This is a genomic window from Pseudoalteromonas sp. SG43-4 (assembly GCF_014164325.1).
In the GTDB taxonomy this organism is placed as follows: Bacteria; Pseudomonadota; Gammaproteobacteria; order Enterobacterales; family Alteromonadaceae; genus Pseudoalteromonas; species Pseudoalteromonas distincta.
The window spans coordinates 41,868-61,408 of record NZ_JACJFB010000011.1 but is presented as its reverse complement, the minus strand read 5'-3'; the positions used below and the strand labels follow the sequence as shown (position 1 = coordinate 61,408).

At 38.6% G+C, this 19,541-nt stretch carries 19 protein-coding genes; 10 read left to right on the top strand and 9 right to left on the bottom strand.

The window, feature by feature from the left end; all coding sequences use genetic code 11:
* Positions 1–11: 11 nt before the first annotated feature.
* Genes H5160_RS12140 through H5160_RS12130 form a run of 3 tightly spaced genes read right to left on the bottom strand, consistent with a single transcriptional unit; the run spans position 12 to position 4,440 of the window.
* Entirely contained in the window at positions 12–1,205 is a 1,194-nt protein-coding gene (locus H5160_RS12140; protein WP_182737598.1) for an alginate export family protein, read from the bottom strand.
* Between the two features lie 9 nt (positions 1,206–1,214).
* Complete coding sequence (locus H5160_RS12135; RefSeq protein ID WP_024595624.1) at positions 1,215–2,957, bottom strand: bifunctional protein-serine/threonine kinase/phosphatase; 1,743 nt, start codon at positions 2,955–2,957, stop codon at positions 1,215–1,217.
* Between the two features lie 13 nt (positions 2,958–2,970).
* Positions 2,971–4,440 carry a NarK family nitrate/nitrite MFS transporter gene (locus H5160_RS12130; RefSeq protein WP_024595623.1) on the bottom strand — a complete coding sequence of 490 codons (1,470 nt, stop codon included), beginning with the start codon at positions 4,438–4,440 and terminating at the stop codon, positions 2,971–2,973.
* Positions 4,441–4,728: 288 nt separating this feature from the next.
* Here H5160_RS12130 and moeB point away from each other — a divergent pair, with 288 nt between their 5' ends.
* Entirely contained in the window at positions 4,729–5,487 is a 759-nt protein-coding gene (gene moeB, locus H5160_RS12125) for a molybdopterin-synthase adenylyltransferase MoeB (protein WP_182737596.1), read from the top strand.
* On the opposite strand, the gene H5160_RS12120 is transcribed toward moeB, so the two are convergent.
* From H5160_RS12120 to modA, 3 genes are read right to left on the bottom strand one after another with little or no spacing between them, the layout of a single operon-like run.
* Positions 5,488–6,516: an ATP-binding cassette domain-containing protein gene (locus H5160_RS12120; RefSeq protein WP_182737594.1), complete on the bottom strand. Its 1,029-nt coding sequence runs from the start codon at positions 6,514–6,516 to the stop codon at positions 5,488–5,490. It lies immediately after the preceding gene.
* Between the two features lies 1 nt (position 6,517).
* On the bottom strand, positions 6,518–7,195 hold the full coding sequence (modB, locus tag H5160_RS12115) for a molybdate ABC transporter permease subunit (protein WP_182737593.1): 678 nt from the start codon (positions 7,193–7,195) through the stop codon (positions 6,518–6,520).
* The gene (gene modA / locus H5160_RS12110) at positions 7,182–7,934 is read right to left on the bottom strand and encodes a molybdate ABC transporter substrate-binding protein (RefSeq protein ID WP_182737585.1); all 753 of its coding nucleotides are present in this window, start codon (positions 7,932–7,934) and stop codon (positions 7,182–7,184) included. The genes modB and modA overlap by 14 nt, the downstream gene beginning before the upstream one ends.
* A gap of 45 nt (positions 7,935–7,979) precedes the next feature.
* On the opposite strand from modA, the gene glp reads away from it, so the two are divergent.
* Entirely contained in the window at positions 7,980–9,197 is a 1,218-nt protein-coding gene (gene glp / locus H5160_RS12105) for a gephyrin-like molybdotransferase Glp (protein ID WP_182737584.1), read from the top strand.
* A 54-nt stretch (positions 9,198–9,251) separates the two neighbouring features.
* Here the strand turns inward: glp and H5160_RS12100 are convergent, their stop codons facing one another.
* Together H5160_RS12100 and H5160_RS12095 are read right to left on the bottom strand one after the other, a co-directional pair.
* On the bottom strand, positions 9,252–9,704 hold the full coding sequence (locus H5160_RS12100) for a hypothetical protein (RefSeq protein WP_182737583.1): 453 nt from the start codon (positions 9,702–9,704) through the stop codon (positions 9,252–9,254).
* 274 nt (positions 9,705–9,978) lie between these two features.
* Positions 9,979–11,403, bottom strand: a complete 1,425-nt coding sequence (locus H5160_RS12095; protein WP_182696458.1) for a sodium-dependent transporter — start codon at positions 11,401–11,403, stop codon at positions 9,979–9,981.
* 189 nt (positions 11,404–11,592) lie between these two features.
* On the opposite strand from H5160_RS12095, the gene H5160_RS12090 reads away from it, so the two are divergent.
* The 6 genes from H5160_RS12090 (at position 11,593) to H5160_RS12065 (ending at position 15,921) form a co-directional block, all read left to right on the top strand.
* A complete protein-coding gene (locus H5160_RS12090; protein ID WP_024599115.1) occupies positions 11,593–11,895 on the top strand; it encodes a YciI family protein in 303 nt (100 codons plus the stop codon).
* A gap of 160 nt (positions 11,896–12,055) precedes the next feature.
* A complete protein-coding gene (locus H5160_RS12085; protein WP_024594903.1) occupies positions 12,056–12,313 on the top strand; it encodes a PepSY domain-containing protein in 258 nt (85 codons plus the stop codon).
* Positions 12,314–12,315: 2 nt separating this feature from the next.
* On the top strand, positions 12,316–12,990 hold the full coding sequence (locus H5160_RS12080; RefSeq protein ID WP_002959806.1) for a response regulator transcription factor: 675 nt from the start codon (positions 12,316–12,318) through the stop codon (positions 12,988–12,990).
* Entirely contained in the window at positions 12,984–14,321 is a 1,338-nt protein-coding gene (locus H5160_RS12075) for an ATP-binding protein (RefSeq protein ID WP_002959804.1), read from the top strand. Before H5160_RS12080 ends, H5160_RS12075 begins: the two co-directional genes overlap by 7 nt.
* Positions 14,308–14,718 (top strand): hypothetical protein, encoded by a 411-nt coding sequence (locus H5160_RS12070; protein ID WP_182737582.1) that lies wholly within the window; start codon positions 14,308–14,310, stop codon positions 14,716–14,718. The genes H5160_RS12075 and H5160_RS12070 overlap by 14 nt, the downstream gene beginning before the upstream one ends.
* Before the next feature lie 123 nt (positions 14,719–14,841).
* Positions 14,842–15,921 carry an FAD-dependent oxidoreductase gene (locus tag H5160_RS12065; RefSeq protein ID WP_182737581.1) on the top strand — a complete coding sequence of 360 codons (1,080 nt, stop codon included), beginning with the start codon at positions 14,842–14,844 and terminating at the stop codon, positions 15,919–15,921.
* A 69-nt stretch (positions 15,922–15,990) separates the two neighbouring features.
* Here the strand turns inward: H5160_RS12065 and H5160_RS12060 are convergent, their stop codons facing one another.
* The gene (locus H5160_RS12060; protein ID WP_182737580.1) at positions 15,991–17,028 is read right to left on the bottom strand and encodes an AI-2E family transporter; all 1,038 of its coding nucleotides are present in this window, start codon (positions 17,026–17,028) and stop codon (positions 15,991–15,993) included.
* Positions 17,029–17,198: 170 nt separating this feature from the next.
* Between H5160_RS12060 and H5160_RS12055 the strand changes: the two genes are divergently transcribed.
* Entirely contained in the window at positions 17,199–18,089 is an 891-nt protein-coding gene (locus H5160_RS12055) for a TIGR01777 family oxidoreductase (RefSeq protein ID WP_182737579.1), read from the top strand.
* Positions 18,090–18,244: 155 nt separating this feature from the next.
* Positions 18,245–19,408, top strand: a complete 1,164-nt coding sequence (locus H5160_RS12050) for a GGDEF domain-containing protein (RefSeq protein WP_182737578.1) — start codon at positions 18,245–18,247, stop codon at positions 19,406–19,408.
* The last annotated feature ends 133 nt before the right edge of the window (positions 19,409–19,541 follow it).

Genomic DNA, 19,541 nt, shown 5'->3' with positions numbered 1-19,541 from the left:
GATAGAGAGGGTTAAAATTTAGCGCTCATCCATACCCACAATTTTTGAGTATCGACTTTATTAGCAGCAGTATCGCCCGCTGAGTAATCAGCATACTTAACACCTACTGCGTATTGTTTATTAATAGTTTTAACGTATTGTACGTTTAGTTCACTGCCTAAATCGTCAACCCCATTTGATTGCTCATTGGCATCAAAACTGTGATAAGCCACCAGCCATTTTCCGTCAAACGCTTTACCGTTTAAGCTTATGTAAGTGTCGTCCAAACCTTGTGTGGGTGTATTTAAAAACGTATCTGTCCAACCATTAAATTTATGTAACGTGGCAAGCGGTGTTGCAAACCCGTAATCGCCATTATCAGAGCCAAGTGACTCTATGCCAACTTTTAATGTTACTGTTTTTATGCCCAACCCATTTAAATCGACAGCGCCTTCAAGTGCATAGTAATCGGCATCAAAATCACTCACGCTTGTTGAAGCAGACTGCGTTGCATACTCCGCTTTGTAATAAAATTTTATGTCGTTTAGGGTTTTATTACCGTTAAAAGAAACGCCATAAGTATCTAAACTGTCGTCTTGTAGTGCATCGTCACTTAATAAGTAACTGTATAAAACCACTTTACCGTAGTCTGTTTTAAAGCTTGCATTAATTAAATGATCGGACGATTTAATGTCTTTATCGTCAGCAAATATGCGGTTACGCTTATTTAAATAACTGTACTGTAAATTTATGTTATTAAATGCGTAATTAATGGTCGCGGCATCAAAGGTTTGTCTGTCTTGGCGCCAACCTACGTGCCCAACAAAACGCTGCCCATCAAGAGCTATTATTTGGCGCCCTACTTTTAGCGATAGACCATCGCGGGCATATTTAACAAAGCCTTGGTCTATCTCAGTGTTTTCTGGGTCTGCAATAACAGAATAATTAGTGTTTTTCCCCACTGTATTGTTGTAATCATCTACGCCCAATAGGCTGCGAGTGTCTTCTACTTCAATAAGTGCTGAAAAACCATTCACCTCGTCTGTTTGATGCGTTAAGCGGGTTCTAAGTGTTAAGCCGCTTGCATCTTTTAGAGCATTTTCTTGATCAACGCTTTCAAAACGCAGTCTAAAATCAAGATCAGTTTGCGCAGCTTGGCTTATTAAAGGCGCAGTGAAGCAACCCAGTATAAAAATAATAGGTAAGTTGTTCTTGTAATTAAGCATTTTGGTTCTCTAAGTTTTAATTATTAATACACATACCAAAGCAATAAATAAACACAGCGAAATACATTTCCACACCATAACTGGATCGCGTTTCATTATTGAACTTTTATTAGCGGTACTTTCTAAATAAGGATTAGGTTTGTTGATATCGTTTATAAACTCAGAAAAAGCTTGGTATCTGAGCTCAGGTTTAGGGGCAAGCGCCTTCATAAGGGCTTGATCTAACCAAAACGGAATATCGGCTCTGTATTTACGAATACTTGTGTAATGCCAATGGCTGTAATCTTTTGGCGCTACGTGGTTAAGTGGCAGTGGTTTATAAGGCAATTTTGAGCACAATAACTCATATGCAATCACGCCAAGTGAAAACAAATCACTTTTAAAATCGGCGTGCATAGTAATAAGTGTTTCGGGTGCGGTGTAGTCGGCAGTGCCTTGCGGGCAATCATCCGCAATTTGTTTAACCGACTCGTCCATAGCCGCAACACTTACTGTGCCGTAATCTATTAGCGTTACTTTACCGTGCGCATCTATCATTACATTATCGAGTTTTAAATCACGATGTACCATATCGAGTCGCTGAAACGCCCTTAGTGCATGTACTATTTGTTCAATAATACTGCGTACTTGGGTTATTTCTGGGTGCGGCACGTCGTGCTTCCAATCACTGAGTGTTTGCCCGTCCATGTACTCACAAATATGATACAAAAAACGACTCTGCGATTGCGTACTTAGCACTTTCATCACGTTTAAATGGTTTATGCGTTGCCCTACCCAGCCTTCTCTTATAAAGCCTTGAAGGTAGTGCACATCGTCTTCAAAATTAACCGAAGGTGCTTTTAAAACCACTGGCGGTATATCGGGCGCTTGTTGCACTAAATAAATGTGCGAGCGACTACTGGCATGTAATTTACGAATAACCGTGTAGTCATCAATTTTTTGCCCAACATTAAGCGCAGGTGGAATTTTTCGTCGTGTTAGCGAATGGTAAAGTTCATCTAACTTTTGCTCGGCAATATTTTCTACTTTTACCAGTAAACAACTTACGTTGTCGTCACTGCCTCGTGCTAATGCAAGTTCGGTAATTGCTTTAGCTGCATTTTCTAAATTAGTGTACTCGTTAATTAATTTAGCTATATCACTACTTGGGAGCACATCGTGTACGCCATCGCAGGTTAATATATAAATATCGTCTGCTTTTAGGTCAACCTCGTATACATCTATTTCTTGATGAAGTTGCGCGCCAAGAGCACGCGTTAGCGTATCGTTTACTTTGTGATCCCGTGTTATTGCCTCGATTTTATTTCCTCGCAAGCGAGTAATACGCGTATCACCTAAGTGGAATATATAACCCGTTGCCGACTTTAAAATAAGTGCTGTAAAAGTCGTCATCCAATCGGCTTGACGCTGACCTAAGTGATTGTAATTAACCGATTGCGAATAAAGCCACTGATTTAAACTTGCTAACACCTTCGACACTGACTTTTTAACCGCCCAACTTTCGGGGGTATTTAAATACTCATTTATAAAATGAGTAACCGAAAGTTGAGACGCTTGTTTAGCATTTTTTGCTGATGAACACCCATCGGCTAAGCAGGCAATAACGCCTTTAGACTCTTTTTCTTGCGCTTTGGTATTGAGAGCTGCAAACGCATCTTGGTTTTCTGCTTTTAACCCTTTAGCACTGTGCCCGCCAAATGAAACGTTGAGTTCATTTTTTAGCGATTTAGCGTGGAGTGTTTCATCAAACATAGTCAATAATGCCTTAAGTCACTGAAATAAGTTCAACGGTGCCGTCTTCATTTACTTCGGTAATATGGCCATCTGGTTCTCTCATAAAAAACAGTGCAGCTAGACCAAGTAATGCACTACCCGCAATAATGAAAAAGAAAGTTTGATAATCAACAAGTGACAATGCCGTTAAGTACACTACTGCACCTACATTACCGTAAGCACCTGTCATTCCAGCTATTTGCCCAGTTAAACGACGCTTAATTAGCGGTACTGCGGCAAATACAGCGCCTTCACCAGCTTGCACAAAGAACGAACACGCCATAGCCGCAACAACTGCAAGCCATAAAGGCCAAGATGCATCAACCAAGCCCATTACAAAATAACCAACAGCAAGACCCGTTGTAAGTACAATAAGGGTAATACGGCGACCTAATTTATCTGAAATCCAACCGCCACCTGGGCGAGATGCTAAGTTCATAAATGCATAAGCTGAGGCTAAAATACCCGCGTACACCATATCAAGCGCAAACACATCCATAAAAAATAGCGGTAACATAGATACAACTGCAAGCTCAGAACCAAAAGTTGTAAAATATAAAATATTTAAAACAGCCACTTGCTTAAATTCATAACGATGAGACTCAGGTACAGGCTCTTTAAAAATATGACCATTTACGTCAAAGGTTTTATACACTTCGTAAATATAAAGCAGAACTAAAAAAGCATACACGGCAAGTACAAAGTTAGCCGAAATTAGGTTAGCACCGGTTGGTGAAAGCTTCCAAGTAAGTAATGCTAGTGCACCATACATAGGGATTTTCATAATAAGAAGTAATACAAAGTCGCCTTTACTGGTTACTTCCATTGCGCCTACTTTTTTAGGCTTAAAGTATGTACCGCCTTTTGGTGTATCGGTTACATTTAAGTACCAAATAATACCAAATATAACGCTTAATACACCCGTTAAACCTACTGCGTAACGCCAACCATCTTCGCCACCAAACATAAGTGCAATAATTGGCAATAACATAGCCGCTGCTGCTGAACCAAAGTTACCCCAGCCGCCATAAATACCTTCTGCTATGCCCAGCTCGTTAGCAGGAAACCATTCACTCACCATACGAATGCCCACAACAAAGCCAGCACCAATAAAGCCTAGCGCAAAACGCGCTATAGCGGCTTGTTCAAATGTGGTTGCCATAGCAAACATAAAACACGGAATACTACAGGTAATAAGTAGCGCGGCATAAACAATCCGGGGACCAAATTTATCGGTCAGCATACCCACCACAACACGGGCAGGAATAGTTAACGCTACATTTAAAATTAGTAATGTTTTAACTTGTGCCATGGTAATACCAAGCGAGCCCGCAATTGCACCTAATAAAGGAGCATGGTTAAACCATACAAAAAATGACACAAAAAAGACCATCCAACTCAGATGTAATACTTTCATTTTTCCTTTAAAGGATATTAAGTTAAATCCAGAACTCGGTTGCATGTTTATTTCCTCGTAAACGTATTATTGTTTTATAAATGCCCCACTCTTTTATATGAGTAGTAGCTCAAACTTTGTTAAATTTTAGTTAACCAAACACAGCAATTACTGAGCCACTAATTAAAAACCATATATTTCAGCTAGTTATATGTATTTATTATTTTAATGCGTTATAGTTGCACTATATGAGTGAGGGGGTAAGGGCTGTTACAGTGCAAATAAAAAGCGTTACTACTTGCTCTAGGATTTAACAAATTGGTATTGTTCAAAAAAAGTATGAGATATTTAAAAATGCAAAAAGCACCGTTAACGTACCAACAGCAACTACGCTATTCTCGGCATATTATGCTGCCGCAGCTTGATATAGACGGACAAGAGAAACTATGGCAATCGCATGCTTTAATTATTGGTGTGGGTGGGCTTGGTTGCGCGGTAAGTCAATATTTAGCGGCATCTGGCGTTGGCACGCTTAGCTTAATTGATAACGATGAAATAGACGTGACCAACCTGCAAAGGCAAATACTGTATAAAGAAAGCGACATTGGTAGCTCAAAATGCAGTGTTGCTAAAAAACAGCTTAACGCGCTTAATAGTGAAATAAACATAAATACTATTGAGGCATTTTTTGATGCAAATACCTCTACAGAGCAGCTATTTAATAACATTGATATAGTAATTGATTGCTCAGATAACCTAGCAACGCGTAATGCACTTAATAGCGCCTGTTTTAAAGCTAAAGTTCCGCTAGTGTCAGGCTCTGCAATACGTATGGAAGGACAAGTCGCGTGTTTTACTATGGATGAAAACAGCCATTGTTATGGTTGTTTATCGCAATTTTTTAGTGAACAAACACAAAGCTGCTCTGAATCTGGTGTGCTTTCTCCTATTGTGGGGTTAATAGGCAGTATTCAGGCAACTGAAGCGCTAAAAATGCTTGCTGGTTTACCCAGCGGCTTAAGCGAACACTTATTGCTAGTGGATGGTTTAAGTATGGAATTTAATCGTTTTAAAATAGCTAAAAATAGCCAATGTGCGATGTGCAGTATTTAGTTATTCTAGATTACTGATTGTTGTATAAAGCACATCGCCCACTTTAAAGTCGTTTTTGTCCCACACTCGTCTTGAAGCCAAGCAATACAAAGTTTGCCCGTCAACATTAAGCGTTAACTGCCACTTATTATTAATAAGCTCAGCTTGAGTTAATACCGACCTTAAAACATTACTGTGCGTTATTTGCTCAGGCTTTAACGCACTAAGCGACATTTGCTCACTTTCTATAATTAGCTTATTACTACTATCGACAAGTGCAGGAAGCACAAAAAGCGGTTGCTCACTTTGCTGTAATTGCAGTTGATATAGCCCGTAGTCTTTATCAAATTTAACCACATCGTAATTAATTAAGCTCAGCGGTGTTTGCCTGTCGTTTGCGTAAATAGCCTTTGCAACGTGCGCACTTGCACCTTGGTTTATCACCTTACCTTTATCAAGCTGAATAAGGGTATCGCAGCAAAATAGCAGCTCTTTTAATGAGTGACTTACTATTATAAATTTAATATTAAACTTAACGGCTAACTCATTGAGTTTAGTGAGCGTTTTAAAACGCAATGACCAATCAAGCGCACTAAAAGGCTCATCAAGCATTATAAATTTTTGACCGGCAAGCAAAGTGCGCGCAAATACTACACGCTGGCGCTCGCCACCCGATAAGCTTTGTACATCACGATTTAGTAAATCTTGTAATTCAAGTGTTTTAACAACGTATTGAAGCGTTAAGCTGGTTTGCTTATTTTCGCAGTGTTTTTGTGTAAACGCTAAATTACCTGCCACATCTAAATGAGGAAACAACGGGCACGATTGCAACTGAAGCGTTATACCGCGTTTATCACTTGGCAACTCATGCACTGGCTGATTATTAATATGAACACTTTTTGCAGGCTCTAAACCACTAATACAACGCAGTAATGTTGACTTACCGGAGCCTGAAGGACCGTAAACACCCAATACATTAAACGACTCAAGCTCAAGGTTTATATCTAAATCAAAATTATTGAGTGCTTTAAAAAGGCTTAACTTAATCATGTTATTGCTTAACCCCTACAATGCTTTTATTAAACTTAAATAACAGCACTAAACAGGCAAACGAAATAGCCAGTAAAATAAGTGAAAGCTGATGCGCCGCCGTATAATTTAACGATTCAACATGGTCATAAAGCGCAATAGACACCACCTGTGTTTGCCCCTGAATATTACCGCCAATCATTAATACCAAACCAAATTCACCCAATGTATGCGCAAAGCCTAAAGCAAATGCGCTACCAATACTGGGTTTTAAAAGCGGAATAATTAAATGCACAAAGCGTTTAAATGGGCTTAATCCAAGCGCAATGGCAGCTTCGTTATAGGTTTGATTAATATGCTTAAACCCAGCCACAAGCGGCTGCATTACAAAAGGCAGCGAATAAAAAAGCGAGCCAATAACCACGCCCTGAAAACTAAACGCAAGCTGCGTACCCGTTAGCCAAAGCCAAAACTGCCCAAAAGCGTGATCAGGCGAAAACAAAACAAGTAAATAAAACCCTAACAACGTAGGCGGTAGCACTAAAGGCATTGCAATTAATGCCTCTAAAAATGGTTTAAATTTACCGTTATAGCCAGCGAGCTTGTAAGCCAGTGGAATACAAAAAATAAGAAGAAGTACTGCGGTTATAAAGGCAAGTTTTATAGTTAACCACAGCGCGGTTAAATCACTTTGAAGCATTGTTGTCCTTTATTCTGTAACCTAATTCAATTAACTGCTGCTGCGTAGCTTCTGCCATTAAAAATTGCATAAGTTGCTTAGCGCTAGCATGTTTTTTAGTCGAGCTAATAATAACGCCTTGTTGAATTATATCGGGATATTGATTGGTAGGCAGCACGGTATAATCTAAATATTTTTGATCTTGCGTGTTACGGTAAGCCGCCTTTAGGGATGAAACAGCCACCAGCCCTACTCCTACATTACCACTTTGCACAAACTGAAACGCATGCGTAATGTTATTCCCGTACACATAATTTATTGGTTTTTTAAAATGGTTATTCGCGTAGTGCTCTGAGGCACGTCCGTATGGTGAAAAACGCGGATTAGCAATGGCTACTTTATCATTTACTTTTTCAGCTTTGGGTTGCCACAAAGCAAGTTCGCCTAACGCGTAAGTGATTAAACTGCTTTGCTCGGCATAGCCTTCTTTAATAAGCGATTGCGGTCGAAAATCGTCAGCCGATAAAAACACATCAAATGGCGCGCCATGCACTATTTGCGAATATAAAACACCGCTAGAAGCAGCTGATATTTTCACGTCAACATTAGGTAATGGGGATTTTTTTAGTAGGGTTTGCAATACAGTTTTAAAATTACTCGCTACGGCTACTTGCAGCGTTTCTTTTGCGTTTACGCTGCACGAAAGCATGCATGCTATACACAAAAAATAACCCAACCATGTATTGTAAAGCTTTGACATTGTAAGTATTGTTTCAAAATAAAATGATTTAAGTAAGCAATATATATGAACGATGTTTGCAATGCACCCGGTTTATTACCAATTGAAACTGCAATACAAAATATACTTGGCTCAATAACGCCTGTTAAAGACGTTAAAACCATCACTATAATGCAAAGTGTTGATCGCGTTTTAGCAAGCGATGTTAAATCAACTATAAACGTACCCGCTCATAACAACTCTGCAATGGATGGCTATGCGCTGTGTATTTCAGATAAAAGCTTAACTTATACACAAGTAGGTAGCGTGTTTGCGGGTCAAGTTTTTGAAGGAACGCTTACCCCTGGGCAATGCGTAAGAATAATGACCGGCGCCGCCATTGCACCAGGCGCTAACGGCGTTGTAATGCAAGAAAACGCCTCGGTAGATGGCGATAAAATTACGTTCACCTCGCAACCAGAGCTAAATGAAAACGTGCGTTTTGCTGGCGAAGATATTGCAATAGACGATGTTATTTTAAAAGCAGGCGATAAATTAAAAGCCGTTGATGTGGGGTTACTTGCATCGTTAGGGATTGCCAATATAGACGTGGTGAGAACTTTGAAAATAGCCGTACTTTCTTTAGGCGATGAGCTAATTGAACCTGGTCAGCCTCTTAAGCAAGGCGCTATTTTTGAAAGCAACCGCGCTGTTATTATTAGTGCGCTGCAACAAAAAAATATCGACGTGATCGATTTAGGAATAATCCCTGATGACAAAGACCTCATCACCAATGCATTTTTAAAAGCGAATGAACTCGCCGATGCCGTAATAAGCTCAGGCGGCGTATCGGTTGGAGAAGCCGACTTTACTAAAGAAGTGCTCAACGAAATTGGTGAAATTCACTTTTGGAAAATAGCCATGAAACCAGGCAAACCTTTTGCCTTTGGTAAACTAAGTAACAGTTACTTTTTTGGCTTGCCAGGTAACCCTGTGTCGGCTGCTGTTACGTTTAATCAGTTAGTAGAGCCTGCACTGCAAAAGCTGTCGGGGCTTGGTGTAGTAAACCCTAAAATGCGCTTTAACGCTGTTACTACATCCGTTATTAAAAAGCGCCCTGGCAGAGCTGATTTTCAGCGCGGTACTGCAACAATTAACGAGCAAGGTGACTTGATGGTTGCTCCGTTTAATAAACAGGGTTCGGGTGTACTTTCGTCGCTTAGTAAAGCTAACTGCTTAATTGTAGTGCCGGCACAAAGCGGCAATATCGAAAAAGGCGCAACAGTAAGTATTGAGTTGCTATAAAGCCTAAAATGCTACAGCTAACTGTATAATTTAGCTGTAGCGCTGCTGCAAACCTTAAAATATTCTTATATTTAATGTTTGAATTAAACAATTTAACTTTTCGCTACGCCCTACAAACCCTTCTTTGCTCAATCTATTAACACACTTTAGCGCATTTTTAGTCGCAAAGTATCTATCATAACTTAGGCTTCTTTCGCATTTAACACTATACGTTGAGGGCCAAGAGCCGCCGGCACCCGTTGCTATGCCAACAACGTTACATGTAGCATCTATATACTGCTCCCATGCTTTTATTTGTGCTTTAACTGCATCTACTTGGTAATCATCAGTTAGTTGCGGGTAGATCTCATCCATCATTTTACTGATTTTAGTTTTGTACCTATTACCCTCTAAATTATAAGTATTGCCGGTGTGCATTTCACCGCCTTCTGGCCAACCATCAGCGCTTTGTGCAAATGCGCCAAATGATGAAATAGCAAAAGCAAACCCAATAATAATTTTATTCATTTTAAATCCCTTTAATACCAATCTGCTTATATATGGGGTCTATTTAACGTTAAGAAAATTACGCTAGAACTAGGCAAAAATTTTTGTATCTAGTTGTTCTAAATAAAAAAATTTTAACGACGTTATAGTGCAATTTAATTCGTTAAATTGATCAAAGATTTATGCAGGTTGGTATAATAGTTAGACCAGATACCTGTAAAAAACGCCTATAAAAAATGCCGCTAAGCTTAACTGAGCGGCATTATATTATTCAATAAGCTTTTAAAGAGGCCTATTAAAAACCAAATATTTTTAAATCAAAAAACTTAGTCGCCACTGTATTTATAAATATTACAGCTAGAATGACAGGAATAAACGTTGAAAGTGAAAAGTTAACGTACTTTTCCATCAAGCTTCCCGCATAATTAGGCGAACCTAAGCTTAGCTCTTGTGTTAAGCGTGCTTTTTTCCAGCGGTACATTACAAACAAACACACCATTAAGCCATTAAGCGGTAAAATTGTGTCGTAAAATACATCAACAATAATATCAAAAAAGCTCTTACTAACGCCGCCATAACTGGTGAAAGATGTAAGGCTGTCAATCATACCAAACGACATTGTACATAAAATAGTAAGTACACCGGTTGAAAGTGTAAGGATGCCCAGTGCTTTTTTACGGCTAATACCTTTACGGTCGCTTAGTGTTGCTGTCGGTACCTCCACTATTGAAACAAGTGAAGTAATCGCTGCAAAAAATACCAATAAAAAGAATGAGAACGCAACAATAGACGCACCTACATAGCCAATATCATTTTGCAGTGCTAATAATATTTTAGGTAGGTATACAAAAATCATTGATACGGACGAGTCAGAAAGTGCTGATGGGTCTGTATTTGGGTCAAAGCTAAATATCGCTGGCAACACCATTAGCCCCGCTACAAACGCAACGAGTGAGTCAGTAATAGCGACCATTTTAGCACTGCTTACAATGTCATCTTTCTTAGAAATGTACGACGCGTAAGTCATTAATATACCCATACCCAGCGATAGCGAGAAAAACGCTTGGCTTAATGCGCCATTAAGTACACTTGCACTCATCTTAGAAAAATCAGGAATAATGTAGTATTTAACACCGGCCATTGCGTTATCAAGCGTTAATACATAAGTAACTAGAGCTAGTAGCATAACTAATAAAGCGGGCATTAAAAATTTGGCGGCTTTTTCTATGCCTTGTTTAACACCACCTAACAAAATTAAGTTCACCATAATAACCACAACAGCCATATAACCAAACACAGTGTAACTATTAATAAAAACACCAAAGTGGCCAGGATCTGCAAGTAAATCTAAATTACCGAGGCCTGTTTGCGTTAAATAACCAAAGATCCAAACCGTAATCACCATATAAAATACAGCAATCATAAATGGTGTAAGCACCGCAAAAAAACCAGCTAACTTCCATTTTTTATCGTTATTAGATAATAGTTTGTACGAACCAAGTGGATCTTTTTGAGCGTTACGACCCATTGCCATTTCAGCCATCATGACTGGTAAACAAATGAATATGACAAATAAAGCGTAAATTAATAAGAATGCGCCACCACCATTTTTAGTAGCAGAAACCGGAAAACCAACTAAATTACCAATACCAACAGCTGAACCGGCCGCTGCCATTATGAATCCAAGGCGGGAACTAAATCGTTCTCTATTTTCGCTCATGCATAAAACCTTTTTATTATTTTGTATATTTCAGCGACTCTACCAGTGTTACACAGAGATTTTCAAGCAATTACAGCTTAAAAATAAAATCGAAGTGTAAACCTGTGTAAATACGCTTTTAATTCACCAATTTTCAACGCTGTGGTAGTATTGCGTTAATCAAATTTAACAATTTTTATGAGATTCCTTATGTTGTACATGATTCACTCAACAGACGTTGAAAACAGCTTAGAGCTTAGAAAAGCAGCACGCCCGGCACATTTAGCACGCCTTAGTGAGCTTGATTCACAAAACCGTCTACTTACCGCCGGTCCATTACCGGCAGTCGATAGTGAAGATCCTCAAGAAGCAGGTTTTACCGGTTCATTAGTGGTTGCTGAATTTGAATCAATTGAAGCAGCTCGAGAGTGGGCAGCAGCAGACCCTTACGTTGCCGCTGGCATCTATGAAAATACAATTGTTAAACCTTTTAAAAAGGTATTTCCTGCTTAAAAAGTATTAAACCCTAGAGCGTGCGTTGCACTGTAATTCAGGGTTTGTTCACAGGTTTTTAATTAAAATTATCAGGATAAAAACGAATTTACCGTTTTTACTTGAATTTTAGTAACTTAGTTAATTAAACTAAGTGAGTCTGGTCTAGGAGTTTTCCATTATGCGCGTATTATTAAGCCTCGGTTTTATTGCTTGTGTTAGCTTAGCTAACTTTAGCCAAGCAGCAACCGCCACCCAAGCATCTCATGCTGAGGTGGACAAAAAGAAAGCCGTAATACTCGCAAAGAAAACAATTGGCGGTAAGACCTTAAAAATTACCGAAAAAACAGATTTTTATACCGTACGAATACTCAAATCTGACGGCCACGTCGTTGATTTACATATTAATAAAAAAACCGGCGAAGTGAAAAAGGATTAAAAATGCGAATTTTAGTTATAGAAGACGATTTACATTTAGCAGATAACCTACGTAATGCCTTAGAAAAAGAACGTTACAGCGTGGATTTATGCCACGATGGTGAAGCAGGTCTTTTCCACATTACAGAATACCCGCTTGATATGGCCGTAGTTGATTTAGGTTTACCTAAAATAGACGGTATTGAGCTAATTAATAAAGCACGAGCACAAGGCATTACTATTCCTATTTTAATCTTAACCGCGCGCGATCGCTGGCAGGATAAAGTAGAAGGTTTAGATGCAGGTGCTGATGACTACCTTACCAAACCATTTCATGTTGAAGAACTTATTGCACGTTGTAATGCATTAATTCGTCGCAGTGCTGGTAAAGCAAATCCAGAAATGACTGCGGGCCCAATTAAAATTCATACACGTTCTCAACAAGTATGGGTTGATGATAAAGAGCTTAGCCTTACAGCTTACGAGTATAAAGTACTTGAATACTTAATGGTAAATCCGCAAAAAGTAATTTCTAAATCAGAACTGACTGAGCATATTTACGACCAAGATTTCGATCTTGATTCAAACGTAATTGAAGTATTTGTACTACGTTTGCGTAAAAAGCTTGACCCTGATGGTGTGCTTAACCCAGTAGAGACACTACGTGGGCGTGGTTACAGGCTTAAAAGCCAGTGGTAATACCGCAAATATCGTTAAAAATAAGGCAAGGATTTATCCTTGTCTTTGTTTTATTAGTCGCACTCCCTATCTTATTTTATTCAATTGGCAAAGCGTATTACGCTTCACTTGTTGATGCGACTGAAAAAACTCTCGAAGCACAGCTTTACTCGCTAATATCTGAAGTCGACTTTACTGAGCATGGTATTATTATGCCCAGCACTATTTTAGCGCCTGAGTTAAACAGATTAAATTCAGATACCTACGCAATGATTTACCGAGATGATGATCCGGTTTGGAACTCAGAGTCGGCTGTAAATTTAAACTATGTACCTCAGCAAATAGAGACCAAAGCAGGTGCTGCCGACTTTAGGCGTGTAGAATATAATAATACCGCTTATTGGCAACTTAGCCTGACTGTAATTTTAAATAACATAGATCAATCAGAACAAGCTCGCTTTATATTAGTTAAACGTAATGACGCTCTACTTCGTTTAATGGATGGCTTTAAGCAAACCCTTGTAGATTGGATGTTTATAATGGGCATTGCAATTGCAGGCCTGATGGCGATTGGTTTTATTTGGAGCGCTCGCCCACTCCAAAGACTCGATAAAGAAATAAAAGCAATTGAATCGGGTGATATTCAAGAAATTAAAGGCCTCTACCCAGTAGAGCTGCAAACAATAAAAGCAGACCTAAATTTGCTACTTGAGTCGCAACAACGCCAAAAAGAGCGCTACAGAGCCTCATTAAGCGACCTTGCTCATGCACTTAAAACACCGCTTGCGGTACTTAAATCAAGTCCATTGGCAAACGATGCCGATGCACAAGAACAACTCGACCGAATTAATGTGATGATCGAGCACCAATTAAAGCGTGCTGCAACCGGTGCATCAGACACCTGGAAAAAACAAACACCTATTAAGCCAGTACTCGATTCAATACTCAGTGCTATGGCAAAAGTGTACCGTGATAAAGATATTATTTTTACCTGCACCGTAACCGAAAAAGATTACTTTTTAGGTGACCAAACAGATTTAATGGAATTACTTGGCAACCTGATTGATAACGCCTGTAAAGCGTGTCGCTCACAAGTAGCAATACAAGTTATTCAAAGCAAAACTTTGTGTATTGGAATTAGCGATGATGGCCCTGGCGTACCAGAGGACAAACGTGAATCTCTACTTACACGGGGTACTCGTCTGGATACATATGAAAGCGGACACGGCGTAGGGATGGCGATTGTATCTGACTTGGTTAAGTCCTATCGCGGTACACTTACCATTACAGAAGCTGATAACTTAGGCGGCGCTCAATTTATTTTAGAGTTTAATTACAATGACAAAAAGTAACCATTTATTACAACTAACTGCCATTGTGTTATTAGCTTCAAGCCAATACAGCTTTGCAGATGAGGCATGTACTTTAGCCGCTAAAGCAACAACCGATGAAGCTAAGCGATATATTCAATGCCTAGATAGCCAAATTGATAAAGCAAAACAAGCACAAGGCAGTTGGATACAAAAGCGTAAATATGAGCTAACTCAATCACAAGAAAGCACAGGCAATACGCAAGTACTGCCGTTATTCATGCGCAGCATTAAAAATAACGAAAAGTACCTTGAGAGCGCCTGCCAATGGCGTTACTTAATAAAACTTCCTAATGCGACAACCGCAGCCATTAGCTATAAACTGTGTGAAATTGAGCTTATAAATCAATTTACAGAATCACTAAAACACCCATTTTGACGTAACTTAAGCACACTAAACTAGTTACGTTTCTTTACTCACTCCCTATAGCTTACTTGACAATTTATTCACACCAAAACAAACTACCTACTAGTAGATTGCTAAAAACTAATGGATAAACAGATGACCAAACCAGTAATTATTATAGGTGGCGGACTTGCTGGTTTGTACAGTGCGTATAAATTACAACTACTTAATATTGAGTACTTATTATTAGAAGCTAAATCGCAATTAGGTGGCCGAATTTTTGCCGCGCAATCACCAATAAATAACGATGTTAGTTTTGATTTGGGTCCTACGTGGATATTTCCCCACCAACCAAAAATTCAAGCGCTAATTAAGTCACTCAACTTAAGTATATTTGAGCAATACAATAAAGGTGATGTGTTATATCAAGCACCTAACTCCAAGCAACCTCAACAAATTGCAGGCGCTGGAGATATGCAACTATTTAGACTCAAACATAGCATGAATACCTTAATAACTGCCTTATACGAGAAACTTAATCCTAATTCAGTGCTATTAGAACACAATGTCATTGAGCTTAAAAAGAACGATAATAGCTGGCAAGTTACTGTTAATCACTTAGGCAATATAAAGCACTTTGCTACTGGCAAATTAATTTCAGCAATTCCTCCTCGTATGGTTACAACGCATTTAACACCTGAACTATGGGCGACTCCAACACTCATAAACCGCCTCAGTAGTGTACCTACATGGATGGCAGGACAAGCCAAGTTTATAGCTACTTTTGAACATGCATTTTGGCGTAATAAAAACTTATCTGGGCAATGCTTTAGCCGCGTAGGCCCTATGGTCGAAATTCACGATGCCAGTGCTGAGGATAGTAATTACGCCGCATTATTTGGCTTTATAGGTGTCCCCTACTTATCACGAAACCAAGTAACTCAAGAGCAATTAATTCAAGCCTGTGCCCAACAGCTCAGCTACTTTTATGGTAAGGATGCTGAAAAGGCAACCGGATACTTTATTAAAGACTGGGCAGAGGATAAATTTGTAGCTAATAGAGACGATCAAACTCAGCCTTCACAGCACCCAGAATTTGATTTTTCAAACTTGGAAGAGCAATTAAGTAACCTCAATATTCATTTTGTAGCGAGTGAGTTTGCAAAACAAGAAGCAGGATATTTAGAAGGCGCAATATACGCAGTGGATGACGCTATTAAATCGTTTATTAATTAATAGCCCTGTATTTATTGATAACTTAACCATCAAGGGTTTTAATTTTACAGCCCTTGATGGTTATAAATGTTAGTTATTTTTAGTAACGTCTTCACCACTGCCCAATAAAGTGGCAACCCACTTGCCTTCTGCACTGGCTTCTAGGGCTATTTTTACAATCATTGTTAATGGTACAGATAAAAGCATACCCACAGTACCTAATAACCAGCCCCAAAATATTAATGATAAAAACACCACTAACGTTGAAAGTCCCAGCCCTTTACCCAAAAATTTAGGCTCTACAATATTACCCATTACCGTATTTATTGTTAAATATCCTGCAGCAACAAGTCCTGCCACTAATGGGCCTTGAGTAATAAGGGCAAGTAATACAGCTGGTACAGCCGCAATAATTGAACCTATATTTGGAATGTAATTGAACATAAATGCCAACACGCCCCAAAGCACAAAGTAGTCAACGTCTAAAATCCATAAGTAAAACGCAGCAATAATACCCGTCCCTAAACTTACTAGCGTTTTAATTGCCAAGTATGAATTAATAGATTCTAAAAAGCGGTCAATTTGCTTCATTTTACTATCAGGGTCTTCAAGTGCCATATGTATTTTCATGCTCAGCATTGGCCCTTCAAACAGCATAAAAACAACCGTTAAAATAATTAAAAACATGTTTGCCATTACGCCACCTAACCCAGTGAGCATATTAGTGGCCACATCAACCATTTTGCCAGGGTCGAACATATTAATTAACTGATCTTTATTGATCAGTATGTTGTATTGAGATGCTAAATCGACCAGCCACACAAATTCTTCTTTAAGTTGTGTTTTATACTCAGGAAGCTGCTGAGAAAAGTCGTTGATAGATTGCCCTACAAGCCCGCCAAGGCTTACCCCTAAGCCAACTATAATCAGCACGACCAACATAACAGCAATGCCTTTAGGAATTTTGTAGCGCGCAAAAAACTTGATAAGCGGGTTACAAATAATGGCAATAAATGCCGCCAAAATAAACGGAATAATAATTACACTCGCGGCTTTTATTCCAGCGAGGACCACTACTAAGGAAGCAAAAACTATTAAGCTTTTATTTACTCCAGTTAAACTTGCCAATTTATTAATCCTTTTATTAACTATATCGTCCCAGTGTAAGGCAAAAGGTAATTAAATGAAATAATTACGAAGTGATCATAAAAGCCTGTTTTACGTATAAATTTGCAAAGCTGTTTGCTAGCGAGTATGTTTTTTAATCACTTGCTTCTATTTTATTGTAAGGATGAATAATGCATATATTTATAACTGGCGCGACCGGATTAATTGGTAAGCACTTATGCCCTTTTTTACTTCATCATAATACTGTTACTGTACTTAGCCGCAATCCAACTAAAGCAAACGTATTATTAGGCCACAAAGTTAAAGCCGTAAGTGACCTTAGTGATGTTGACTTCAACACTGTTGATATCGTTATTAATCTCGCTGGCGAGCCGATTGTAAATAAACGCTGGAGCGACAAACAAAAGCAAATAATACGAAACAGTCGTATTGATATTACACAGCAAATTAGTCAAGCTATTAAAGCCTGTTGTATACCCCCGCATACTTTTATATCTGGCAGTGCAATTGGTTTTTATGGTCGACAAAATAGTAATCCTATTGATGAAACTTTTGAACGCCCACACGATGAATTTAGCCACCAGCTTTGTAAAGACTGGGAAAATGCAGCACTACTCGCCCAATCAGAACAAACCAGAGTATGCCTTTTGCGAACGGGTATTGTTTTAGCTAAAAAAGGAGGTGCACTTGGAAAAATGTTACCTGCTTTTAAATTATGCTTGGGTGGCCCGATTGGTAATGGCGAGCAAGGCATGTCGTGGATACACATCGACGATATGATTCAGCTAATACTCTTTATTATTAAACACCCAGAAATATCAGGCCCTGTTAACGCAACAGCACCCAACCCTGTAAGCAATGCTCAATTTAGTAAAAGCTTAGGCGAGGCGCTCTCTCGACCTGCATTTATCACTATGCCAACCCCAGTACTTAAACTATTAATGGGTGAAATGTCAGACTTACTAACAACGGGGCAATTTGTAGTCCCTAAAAAGGCACTCGTTAACAATTATCGTTTTCATCATCCTGATATAAAATCGGCTTTAGAAAGCTTGGTTTAGCGGGCGTTAATATTCGTTCAGTTAAAATCCCTTTCAAATTAGATATATGGGTAAATTACTACTTTTTACCCATATTGACCTTTAAACATTAATACATAATAATCAGCAAGTTTTCCACACCAACCACGCCTATCTTTAATAAAAGAGAATCTTAAATGCTACACCTGCCTACTGTGATCAGTCTCTCTTTTATTCTTAACGTATTAATAGGCTTGTTTTTTTTATCCGTACATAACTTTAAAAAACAAACATCATTTTTATTATTTGGCCTAGCATGCATTACCTTTGCATTTGCCGAGTTACTTGCCTGTTTAAAGTTAGTAATAGACGCGCCTTTTATTACACACTATTTGGCTGATATTTTTATATTACTAAGTCCATTGTTAATTATTATTGGGTTAAATAAATATAAGCACAGTAAGGCACTAAACTTAAAACCTCTTTATTGTCTCCTTGGATTAACGGGGGTTGCTTTATTACCCATATATTCAGACCCTGCAGGGCAAATGCTGACAAGCTTAATTATTTCGGTTTTATACCTATATTCCGCATATATTATTAAGCAGATGAACTTTGTAGCCACTTTGCAAAAAAAAGCGCTGATAGTTTGTTTTTCAATTCACAGCATTTTAATGCTCATACAAACAACACTATTGGCGATATCTATTTTTAGTATTAATTCGCCAAACTACATAGAGCCACTGCAACTTATCTTAAGTAGTCATTTAATTTTGGCCACTTGTAGCGCACTAATATTGCCATACCTGCTGGCTTCTAATACAGAGCATACACTTTCAAGCCTTGCTAACACCGATACTTTAAGCCAATTACTTAATCGCCGTGGCTTTTTTACAAAAAGTAAAGAAGCACTAAGTGATCCTAAGAATATAGACAAAAATGTGTCTGTTATTTTGCTCGATATTGATTTTTTTAAACGTGTAAACGATCAGTTTGGTCACGAAGCGGGCGACCACGCAATTAAGTGGATATCTCACTTTATTAAAGAGCAATTTTTAAATGTAGGTATTAGTGCCAGAATTGGCGGAGAAGAATTTGCCATTTTACTACCTGATTACACTCTTAGTGCAGCAAAAAGTGATGCTGAGCTATTAAGAAAGAATATAAGCACTCAAGCTTTTTATCATGAAAATCAGCATATAAAACTTTCCGTAAGCGCTGGGGTAAGTAATGCAATTAATGGGAATGCAACTATAAAAGAGCTGCTCGCTTATGCCGATAAACGCCTTTACTTAGCTAAAGAAACAGGCCGAGACAAAGTAGTAACCTTTGATGAAAAAAGCTTACTCACGAAAAGTTAATTGCTTTTAAGTGACTTATAAGCGCATTAAAAACAACTATATTTACACTACCATATTTTATCTAGCTAACACCTATCCATAAAAAAAGCCCTTCATTAGAAGGGCTTTGGTATACACACAATAGAGTTAATAA

Coding starts and splice junctions, on each gene's coding strand:
- glp (WP_182737584.1), top strand. CDS start 7,980: ATGAACGATGTTTGCAATGCACCCGGTTTATTACCAATTGAAACTGCA.
- H5160_RS12065 (WP_182737581.1), top strand. CDS start 14,842: ATGACCAAACCAGTAATTATTATAGGTGGCGGACTTGCTGGTTTGTAC.
- H5160_RS12085 (WP_024594903.1), top strand. CDS start 12,056: ATGCGCGTATTATTAAGCCTCGGTTTTATTGCTTGTGTTAGCTTAGCT.
- H5160_RS12055 (WP_182737579.1), top strand. CDS start 17,199: ATGCATATATTTATAACTGGCGCGACCGGATTAATTGGTAAGCACTTA.
- modA (WP_182737585.1), bottom strand. CDS start 7,934: ATGTCAAAGCTTTACAATACATGGTTGGGTTATTTTTTGTGTATAGCA.
- moeB (WP_182737596.1), top strand. CDS start 4,729: ATGCAAAAAGCACCGTTAACGTACCAACAGCAACTACGCTATTCTCGG.
- H5160_RS12070 (WP_182737582.1), top strand. CDS start 14,308: ATGACAAAAAGTAACCATTTATTACAACTAACTGCCATTGTGTTATTA.
- H5160_RS12100 (WP_182737583.1), bottom strand. CDS start 9,704: ATGAATAAAATTATTATTGGGTTTGCTTTTGCTATTTCATCATTTGGC.
- modB (WP_182737593.1), bottom strand. CDS start 7,195: ATGCTTCAAAGTGATTTAACCGCGCTGTGGTTAACTATAAAACTTGCC.
- H5160_RS12095 (WP_182696458.1), bottom strand. CDS start 11,403: ATGAGCGAAAATAGAGAACGATTTAGTTCCCGCCTTGGATTCATAATG.
- H5160_RS12140 (WP_182737598.1), bottom strand. CDS start 1,205: ATGCTTAATTACAAGAACAACTTACCTATTATTTTTATACTGGGTTGC.
- H5160_RS12130 (WP_024595623.1), bottom strand. CDS start 4,440: ATGCAACCGAGTTCTGGATTTAACTTAATATCCTTTAAAGGAAAAATG.
- H5160_RS12135 (WP_024595624.1), bottom strand. CDS start 2,957: ATGTTTGATGAAACACTCCACGCTAAATCGCTAAAAAATGAACTCAAC.
- H5160_RS12120 (WP_182737594.1), bottom strand. CDS start 6,516: ATGATTAAGTTAAGCCTTTTTAAAGCACTCAATAATTTTGATTTAGAT.
- H5160_RS12050 (WP_182737578.1), top strand. CDS start 18,245: ATGCTACACCTGCCTACTGTGATCAGTCTCTCTTTTATTCTTAACGTA.
- H5160_RS12080 (WP_002959806.1), top strand. CDS start 12,316: ATGCGAATTTTAGTTATAGAAGACGATTTACATTTAGCAGATAACCTA.
- H5160_RS12090 (WP_024599115.1), top strand. CDS start 11,593: ATGTTGTACATGATTCACTCAACAGACGTTGAAAACAGCTTAGAGCTT.